Source organism: Lachnospira intestinalis (assembly GCF_040095895.1).
In the GTDB taxonomy this organism is placed as follows: Bacteria; Bacillota; Clostridia; order Lachnospirales; family Lachnospiraceae; genus Lachnospira; species Lachnospira intestinalis.
In genome coordinates this window covers 1-647 of record NZ_JBBMFS010000033.1, presented here as the reverse complement: position 1 = coordinate 647, position 647 = coordinate 1, and the positions used below count along the sequence as shown (strand labels likewise).

The 647-nt window shown below is 42.7% G+C and carries 2 rRNA genes; both read left to right on the top strand.

What is annotated here, in order from left to right:
* The first annotated feature begins 103 nt into the window (after positions 1–103).
* A 5S ribosomal RNA gene (gene rrf, locus WMO37_RS14860) occupies positions 104–221 on the top strand.
* A gap of 315 nt (positions 222–536) precedes the next feature.
* A 23S ribosomal RNA gene (locus tag WMO37_RS14855) occupies positions 537–647 on the top strand; the annotation flags it as partial.

Here is a 647-nt window from a genome sequence, read left to right as displayed (position 1 = left end):
CAAGGTAGCCGTATCGGAAGGTGCGGCTGGATCACCTCCTTTCTAAGGAAGAAAAAGTAGGGGTTGTTTTACTGTTGTGTTATCAATAAGATAACAAAAGGATTCTGGTGGCGATGCGCTTAGGGGAAACACCCGTTCACATCCCGAACACGATGGTTAAGCCTTAAGCGGCCGATGATACTATACTGGAGACGGTATGGGAAAGCAGGTGGCTGCCAGATTATTAAAAAAATAACTTTTAAGAAAACAAGTAAAAGTCTTAAAGGTTTACATAAACGCCTGACTGGCGATGAGATAGCAGAAAAGATAAAAGATTTCTGTTACCTGATGACTGGTCAGACAGTCACGCAGAGTAAAATCTGTGCCTGTTCTTTGAAAACTGCATATTAAAATATCTAATAAACATATCAATGTTTAGACATCCGAGGTGCGGTAACGAAAGTTACCAAACCAAGAAACAAACCGAAGCAAACGAAAGTTTGCGATTAACGTAAAGTTAGTCAAAGACCACAGATATAACGCTATATATCTGTATTGGTTAAGCTATAAAGAGCACAGGGCGGATGCCTGGGCACTGGGAGCCGAAGAAGGACGTGATAAGCTGCGAAAAGCCGCGGGGAGGAGCAAATATCCATTGAGCCGCGGAT